The following is a 7,646-nucleotide window of genomic DNA, read 5'->3' as shown; positions in this document are numbered from 1 at the left end:
GGAGAGCCACCTAAAGCTGCTGTAATTTAAGAGAAAATACGCAAAGACTGAAGTGAGGCTAGGGGAAATGATCCCCTAGCCTCACTTTGTCAACAGTCCCCATCGGCGGTCTTTCTGACTGATTGTTATTCCTACATCAATGGCCCCCACTGCGTTCATCGATCAACTGTTCCAAAAACTCCGCAAAGGTAAACGCATATGTATCGATTATGCCATTCATGAGATCGTAACACATGATCTGAATTTCGCCTCGTTCATCTATGGTAGACGTATCCCAAAAATAAAGCTCGTCGCTATCCGGAACAAACAAATCCACTCTATGGGGAAACTGCGCTTTCCACTCCTCATCGGCTTGATTCAGCCTGTGTATATACAGAATGTCGCTGTCGGCGTATTCTCTGTGTTCCGGAGGGGCGAGCGATAAAATATTCGCGCCCTCCAATCGGGCGTTCCCGTAATGGGTCAACCACCAACGGTACGACGGGGGCAGACGAAAGCCCAATTCCTCTTCGGCCTCCGCTATCCAGCTCTCCTCCGCTCCTCGACCGGGATGCCATTTCAAGGCCGTGGTGTTCTTCAGCTTTTCGGCTAAACGCTCGTACATAGGTATCATCCTCTCCCTTCATCTAGACTGCTCCATGGTTGAAAGCCTAACGTTAATAAAGATTGTTGTATGTCCTGGTCCACTTTACTTTTGAACGTTTCAAACTCCACCGCCGATAAAGAACAGGGAAGCTTCTGATTGATAAAGGAGTCAAAGTCGATTGCCGTTTTTCGAATACGCAGCTTGCGCAGCACAGGCAGTTTCTCCAATCCCGTCAAACGAGTCAAGCCTTTGCAGTTCCTAATCGATAGCTCCTCTAGTGCCTTCATCTTCGGGTCAAAGCTAATTTCTTGCAGCTGAATTTGATCCTCAATCACAAGCCTCTTTAACGCACGGAAGACCGCAATATGGGTCAGGTCATGAAAGCCGCGGACTCGGATGATCTCCAGATTCTCGATTTCATTCTCTTCAATCTCCTGAATGTGCTCCCGGCCTCCAAGCAAAATGCGAAGGTTCTTCAGCTTCCTCAGCCGGTTAATAAAGTGTAACGGGATTTTGCTGATCGAGTCCAGGGCGAGATAATTCAGGTCCTCCAGATGGCCTACGGCATCAAGGTTTTTAACCTTGCCGCCTACATGCAAATGCTCCAGATGATAGAACTCTTTAAAATATTGCAGGTTGAGGATCTTCTTCCCCGAGACAATGTTTAGAATTCTTAGGGACCTCAGCGTGCCTATTCCCAGAATATCCGAATTCTCCTGCTCGTATATACCCAGACTCAAACTGTGCAGGGTGCCCAGCTTGGCCAACGCTTCGGTGTTATGTGCCCGGGTGAGACTATTGAGCAGCAGCATTTTGACATGGGGAATCCGCAACAGAGTATCACAATCAAACGACAGGGAATAGTGGGCGTAGAAACGCATGCCGAAATTTTCATCATACCGCGCACATAACTCATCCACTTCCTCCAGGATCGGTATCGATTCGTAATACGACGGGTGAGAGAACTGGACAATAACATGGTTACCGCTGCGCAAGTCCTGCTCGATCTGAACCGGGTCCAACGCAGCAGGATTATCAATCAGAATCTTTCTTTTCCATTTCATGCTCATTCGTAAAGCCTCCTACTTGCCGCTGATCACAAGTCCATATGTATTGAAAATCCACGATATGCTCATGTCTTGAATCGCATCACGGCTTATACGAACAGAAGGCTTTTGCTCCTTCATAGCATCTGCGTCAAGCGCTGAGAAGCGAAGCGGCTTTGTTATTTTTTTGATATAGCCCGTTATTTCTTCGAAAAACGTATATGTTAACGGCTGATGTTCCCGAATGTCCTCATAGATATAATACTTCCCCTTGTCATCCTCCAAATTAATTTGTAAGCCTTTAGGAAAGGAAAGCAAGATACACGGCAGTTCATCCTCTGCCCATTGTCCGCCATATGGAAAAGAGACTCCTTCATTTCTTGCAAAAAATCCGGAGCTTTCCTGATCAGACGTAACCGAAATGGAATAAACAAAGAAGGGGTGGTACTCGGGCTTTTCTTGCCTTGTAAAATACTGATAAAAGGTTTGATACGCCTCATATACCTGATTCAGATCATGCTTCGTCTGGGCATAATTGGTGAGATGGAATTGCACTTGCTTATGTTCAAAAAGCTTCAAAACGCCTTTAAACTCTTCCGGCGTTATGAAGAATTTAAGCTTATAAAATCCGCTGTTCTTTAATTTATCCATTTCTTTTCTCTCACCGCCAATGATGAATGAACTTAATTTAGCTTACACTGTGTTAGGTCAGTTGAAAGTGTCTGGGCATTCTCAAATGCCAGTGAAATCGATCGCACCCCCTCGGCAAACATCGTCCGCCTTCGTCTAATCGAACCGGTATGAAGAATCTACACGGTCAAGTTTGATGAACCCGCCGATCGGTCCACCAATCGTGGCAACCTCGCAACCTCGCTCTCCACCAATCTCGTGCTGATTCAATCTCATTTTATCCCATTATTTACTGCGGTGAAACAGGAGGAGGTCTGCGTTCGCCGTCCAACATGACAAATTGATGACAACGCTCACTATGCATCTGGAGAATGAAAAAGACAGAGCCCGACGACACTCACACTCTGGGCTCTGTTTCTTATGATCATTCCATTATTCCGTTAGCTTTGCTATCCTCAGCATCCGCTGTACGATGACGGCCGTTTCGGCCCTTGTGATTTCGCTCGCAGGCATCAATCCCGCTTCGGTGCCGCTGACAATTCCACTCTTTATTGCCATCGCAACAGCAGGTTTAGCCCCCTCGCTTACTGCTTCGCCATCCGAGAACATCGATAATGCCGCTTCGATATCCGCCGTGCTCGCTGCCGTATCCAGTCCTGTCAGCTTCATGGCCCGCAAGACAATAGACATCGCTTCCACGCGGGTGATGGTAGTTGTCGGACGGAACGTTCCATCCTCATACCCATTGAGAATGCCGTATTCCTGTGCCTTCGATACCGCCCCGGCATACCAGTCGCCCGATTGCACATCTGTAAATACAGATGAGCCTCCTTTGTCTGATAACCCCAATGCTCTCACGATAATTACCGCGAACTCCGCACGTGTCACCGCTCCATTCGGGTTATAATGCGTTTCATCCGTTCCGTTCACGATCAAACGCGAAGCCAAATCATTCACCGCATTTTTTGACCAATGCTCTTCCACATCCGTGAACGTCATTCGATTCTTAATCAGCGCATAAACACTATTCGTTAAGCTATGGATAATCGCGAAGTGTTTCCCGTCTTTTAACCTCACGTAAGTAGGCACATGATGGATCGTTCCATCCTCATTCAACACAACAGCCGTTGCAATCTCATTCGGCTCTATCCCGTCGGGCAGCGGGATTTCCCGCTTTATATACGAAGCGAACGTTCTTACTTGTTCGGTACTTCCTTTATAAGTAGCGGTTATCAGGAATTCAATCGGCTGCCCCACAATGGTAACCTGACGATTGACCGCTCCATGTTCATACCATTCTTCCGCGTCAAAACTATTCCTCCCGATTCGCACCTGCACGATAATATCCTGTAAGGCCTCTGTTCCAAAATGAGCTGCTATACGGTCGATTCCGATCTCGGATGAAGGCAAGCTGTAATTTCCATTCGGCGTGCGAATTTCCCATGCGGCATGCTTTTCTTCCATCCCTTTGACTATATCCCCTGACAGAAGGACGGATATGTAGTCCGCATCGGATGAGATTAGCATACTGACGACCGATATCAGTTCTGTTTTCTCCAGAAGATCCTGCATTCGGGCAGCATCTAGCGTGATCATCAGCTCGTTCTTCCCTGCCATTGTACCCTTCGCCACCTTGTCATAGGTTTGGTCGTCGATCAACAGCTGCAGCCGCGGATCCACTTGAGTTGGATTGGAGTCTAATGGACTAGGAGCTGTAAACGCTGCGTCCGTGTACCAGCCTGCGAACGTGTAGCCGGTCCGCGTTGGATCAGTAGGCTTGATCTACTCTATTGTAGAAGATAGTCCTCTCTCAATTCTTAATGAATTCTTAATGATCATAGGTCTATAAAAAAAGCAGCCCAAATCGGCTGCATTTCACGGATTCTGATCTATTTTTATTTTGCTTCTTCCTGTACTGTCTACTTCTTTATATTGATATTGACGGTACCACTCCCCTCATGACCAACAACACTCTCTCAACCCTCCACAACAAATTTTTCGCCGTCATTTATGGAATGGTTCACGTTTATAGAGCGAAAGTCCAAGTCACCGGTCGGGTGCCTTGGACTTTCGAATAAGAGATCCTGCAATTATGCAGAATACCTATGATATGACGCACACTCAAAGCGGAGGCATTACCCCCAACCGGGTCCAACCTTCCTTCGAAGGACCGTATACCGCAGGTATCGGCAACCCCGCTTGGCGCATCAGAACCGTAACTTGGCCTCGATGATGTACGATGTGCTTGATCAGTCCCATGAAGATCGTCGCGTTGGACTCCATTCTTCCGAACGCATTCTGGATTTGCTTCAACGTATCGTCTGTCCACTGCTCGTGAAGTGCTTCCGCTACCTCTATGCTTACCGCATGAAAGGTATCCGCGATCTCCTTTGCGAACGACACTTCGTTCTGATTTGGCACTTTCGCAACCGTGACACCAAACTCAGTTAAATAATCCGGAATATTCGTAACGAAATGCCACGCGATCCTCCCCAACGTGCGTCCTTCAGGATAAACCTGCTGCAAGAGCGATTCATCGGTCAAGCCGTCCAGCATCTTCTGAGTTAATACGGCTTCGTTCTTCCATTCGGCTATAAAATCTTCGACCGTACGGTACATCGTCTCATCCCCTTATTTTTGTTCCATTAGAAAATCATTAACAGCCTGATAATAACCGTCCACTCCTACCGTGTCCGCGTTGATCCATTGCAATAACCCGCCAATCTTTGAAACACACGGCCAGCTCCGAGAATGATCTTGCATTAGCCATATACCCATGCAACATAACGAGCACTCGTTCGCTATCTCCGCCATAATCAAGGTAAGAAAGCCAAAGATTCCCCACGTAAAAGAATTTCCTTATTGCCGAGCTATTATAACCGGTGTTCGACATCTTAATGTCACTCCTCTTTGTTCAACTCTAATCTCTCTCAACCCCATCTTAATCGCTAATGGTGACAGCTTTTGTCATCGTTGTGAATTAATTCTCAGCCTCCGAGAGGGAAATGACGGATCTCCTGCTTCGTTGTTTCTTCTTGGGCAAGGCATCGTTATTATTAATAGACACAATCAGGGCGGTCCATTAGTCCGAACCACATAGGGATTCTCATCATCACCATTCGCCTTACTTGTGATACGGTTTCAGCTTAACGGGTCTATCGGTGAAAAATGCGAAAAGGAGCTGCCGCGGCATGCTCCTTCGTTGATGTTCTTATGGATTTTATTTTCATAATCTGCACGACAGGCTGACGATTCGGTGCCGAGGCGCTACGAAAAGTCGGCCTTTTTAAATTATTTGCCATGTTGAGTAACCGGGACGTTATCCTAATCCCCAAAGCTCATCCTGTCAAGAGATAATGTGCGAATGAGCGACATAGAGGGGTATCCCCCCTAATGGTTTCGAAATATGAATGAATTTCCGAGTATGAAGAGCGATTTCGCTTTTTCCAATTCAGCCAGCTTCTCGTAAAATGTTCTCAGGCCAACTGGGCAATATCGGTCGAGAACGAGCGGCTATATCGTTAAGATTACATTAAAGCAAGTTCCGCCAACTTCATTATCAGTAACGGTAAGCATACCATTATGTTTTTTGATAATACTTTCAACAATCGAAAGCCCTAAGCCCGCACCGGCCAATTGGCGGGAGCGTGATTTGTCAACACGATAAAAAGGCTCAAATATATGCTTTTTGTTTATTTCGGGAATACCGATGCCTGTATCTATAATTTTGATTGAAACCTGTTCCTTACATAATCTGTTTACAATAACTTTAACCGTGCCACCGTCAATATTGTACTTAATACCGTTTTCCACAAGGTTATAAAAAGCACGATACAATAAGTCGGTGCTTCCAGTAACAGTGCTATTATCACAATCTAAGATCAGCGCAACATTTTTATCTTTAGCTATGTGAGAAAGCTCGGAAGTAATATCCTCAAAAACATCCTTCAAACAAATGCTGCTTTGCTCACCGTTATCGTCCATATTCGTCATATCTAACAGGTTACCGACGAGTCCTCTCAAGCGATGGGTTTGCTTTTCAATAACGGAAATAAGGGCATCATATTCCTCGTTTGTATGATCCTTTCTCTTCTTAAATACATCAATCTTTGTTTGTAACACAGCAAGAGGGGTTCTAAGCTCGTGGGCGGCACTTGCGGAAAATCTTCCTTGCATCATAAAAGCATTATCCAGCTTATCCGTCATTTCATTGAATGTGACAGTAAGCTCTGCAATTTCATCCTTTGTAGGCGGCACAGATAATGTTTCAGATAGATTATGCACATTTATGTTCTTCACTTGACCATTTAGTGTATGAAGAGGTTTTAATGCCTTGCCCGAAATATAGTAGGTTAAGAATCCGCCGCCAACAATAACTAAAATCATATAAATAATACTATTCATTCTAAAATCCATTCTTGCTTGCTGGGAATCATCAGATGGAACGGGAGTGATTATGCTGCTTGACGGTGATGGAGGGTTTCCATCACCCTGCCCATCATCGCCGACTTCTTTTGCCGGTAATACCAAAGCTGCATCAATCCTTGCAGCCATTGTATCCGCAGATAAATTAAGTACTAAGGTAAGACCTACACAACAAACAGTCAAAAGTGCAACGGTCATAACCGTAAGTCGCAATCGAATTGGCATTTTTTTAAGCATTAGCATCACGTTCCTTATCTGATAACACGTACCCCTCGCCAATTTTCGTTCCAATGGGGTCATAGTTTAATATGGCTTTCAGCTTCTTTCGGAGAGCTGCAATATGAACCCGTATAGCACCACTAAAGCTATCCGCATTCTGATCCCAGATATGTTCAATCAATTCTTCTTGGCTAACCACTCTATCCTTGTTAAGCAAGAAATATTCAAGCAATGCGAATTCTTTTTTTGTAAGTGATAGTTCATTTTCATTAACAACCGCAATACGTTTTGATAAATCCACCTTAATTGCTCCGCAGGAAAGCATACTACTTTCTTGCACAAACCTTCGCCTTAACAAATTTCGTATCCTTGCTTCCAACTCGGCAAAATCAAATGGCTTCGCCAAATAATCATTTGCCCCTATGTCCAGGCCCTTTACTTTGTCATTAACACTACTTCTTGCACTGAGAATAAGTACCTTTAATTCAGGCTTCTCATCTCGTATCTTAGCTAAGACCTCAAGCCCATCCATTATCGGGAGGTTTAAGTCAAGTACAACCAAGTCGTAATTCACTTCATATAAAAGCTCGTAAGCAGTTTCACCGTTGTCACAAGTATCAACGGCATAACCATCTATTCTAAGCCCATCTGCAATCGCCTCTTGCAAATCAAGCTCGTCCTCTACAATAAGTATCCTCATACGCAAATCACCTCTTTTACTATTGTACCTAAGTATAGGT

Annotated in this window: 8 protein-coding genes and 1 pseudogene; all 9 read right to left on the bottom strand. The window is 45.1% G+C overall.

Features of this window, described 5'->3' with window-relative positions; genetic code table 11:
• Window positions 1–136: 136 nt before the first annotated feature.
• The gene (locus tag NNL21_RS32650) at window positions 137–604 is read right to left on the bottom strand and encodes an SMI1/KNR4 family protein (protein ID WP_204822424.1); all 468 of its coding nucleotides are present in this window, start codon (window positions 602–604) and stop codon (window positions 137–139) included.
• A 5-nt stretch (window positions 605–609) separates the two neighbouring features.
• Entirely contained in the window at window positions 610–1,656 is a 1,047-nt protein-coding gene (locus NNL21_RS32645; RefSeq protein ID WP_204822423.1) for a hypothetical protein, read from the bottom strand.
• 12 nt (window positions 1,657–1,668) lie between these two features.
• Window positions 1,669–2,283 (bottom strand): hypothetical protein, encoded by a 615-nt coding sequence (locus tag NNL21_RS32640; protein ID WP_204822422.1) that lies wholly within the window; start codon window positions 2,281–2,283, stop codon window positions 1,669–1,671.
• Between the two features lie 411 nt (window positions 2,284–2,694).
• Window positions 2,695–3,879 carry an S-layer homology domain-containing protein gene (locus NNL21_RS32635; protein WP_204822421.1) on the bottom strand — a complete coding sequence of 395 codons (1,185 nt, stop codon included), beginning with the start codon at window positions 3,877–3,879 and terminating at the stop codon, window positions 2,695–2,697.
• Window positions 3,880–3,969: 90 nt separating this feature from the next.
• Window positions 3,970–4,044 (bottom strand): annotated as a pseudogene (locus NNL21_RS36935) (InlB B-repeat-containing protein); the annotation flags it as partial.
• Between the two features lie 339 nt (window positions 4,045–4,383).
• Window positions 4,384–4,881, bottom strand: a complete 498-nt coding sequence (locus NNL21_RS32630; protein WP_204822420.1) for a DinB family protein — start codon at window positions 4,879–4,881, stop codon at window positions 4,384–4,386.
• Window positions 4,882–4,918: 37 nt separating this feature from the next.
• Window positions 4,919–5,155 (bottom strand): alpha/beta fold hydrolase, encoded by a 237-nt coding sequence (locus NNL21_RS36930; protein ID WP_204822418.1) that lies wholly within the window; start codon window positions 5,153–5,155, stop codon window positions 4,919–4,921.
• 620 nt (window positions 5,156–5,775) lie between these two features.
• Window positions 5,776–6,924 carry a sensor histidine kinase gene (locus NNL21_RS32625; RefSeq protein WP_373567624.1) on the bottom strand — a complete coding sequence of 383 codons (1,149 nt, stop codon included), beginning with the start codon at window positions 6,922–6,924 and terminating at the stop codon, window positions 5,776–5,778.
• The gene (locus NNL21_RS32620) at window positions 6,917–7,606 is read right to left on the bottom strand and encodes a response regulator transcription factor (protein WP_204822416.1); all 690 of its coding nucleotides are present in this window, start codon (window positions 7,604–7,606) and stop codon (window positions 6,917–6,919) included. The genes NNL21_RS32625 and NNL21_RS32620 overlap by 8 nt, the downstream gene beginning before the upstream one ends.
• Window positions 7,607–7,646 lie beyond the last annotated feature (40 nt).

This window comes from Paenibacillus mendelii, from assembly GCF_024498075.1.
Lineage (GTDB): Bacteria > Bacillota > Bacilli > Paenibacillales > Paenibacillaceae > Paenibacillus_Z > Paenibacillus_Z mendelii.
Note: the sequence above shows the minus strand (reverse complement) of the source record. Positions and strands in the feature narration are given on the sequence as shown.

What these genes read in the sequence shown, in the direction of transcription:
- NNL21_RS32645 (WP_204822423.1), bottom strand. Translation starts at nt 1,656, where the DNA reads ATGAGCATGAAATGGAAAAGAAAGATTCTGATTGATAATCCTGCTGCG.
- NNL21_RS32630 (WP_204822420.1), bottom strand. Translation starts at nt 4,881, where the DNA reads ATGTACCGTACGGTCGAAGATTTTATAGCCGAATGGAAGAACGAAGCC.
- NNL21_RS32640 (WP_204822422.1), bottom strand. Translation starts at nt 2,283, where the DNA reads ATGGATAAATTAAAGAACAGCGGATTTTATAAGCTTAAATTCTTCATA.
- NNL21_RS36930 (WP_204822418.1), bottom strand. Translation starts at nt 5,155, where the DNA reads ATGTCGAACACCGGTTATAATAGCTCGGCAATAAGGAAATTCTTTTAC.
- NNL21_RS32620 (WP_204822416.1), bottom strand. Translation starts at nt 7,606, where the DNA reads ATGAGGATACTTATTGTAGAGGACGAGCTTGATTTGCAAGAGGCGATT.
- NNL21_RS32635 (WP_204822421.1), bottom strand. Translation starts at nt 3,879, where the DNA reads ATGGCAGGGAAGAACGAGCTGATGATCACGCTAGATGCTGCCCGAATG.
- NNL21_RS32625 (WP_373567624.1), bottom strand. Translation starts at nt 6,924, where the DNA reads ATGCTTAAAAAAATGCCAATTCGATTGCGACTTACGGTTATGACCGTT.
- NNL21_RS32650 (WP_204822424.1), bottom strand. Translation starts at nt 604, where the DNA reads ATGTACGAGCGTTTAGCCGAAAAGCTGAAGAACACCACGGCCTTGAAA.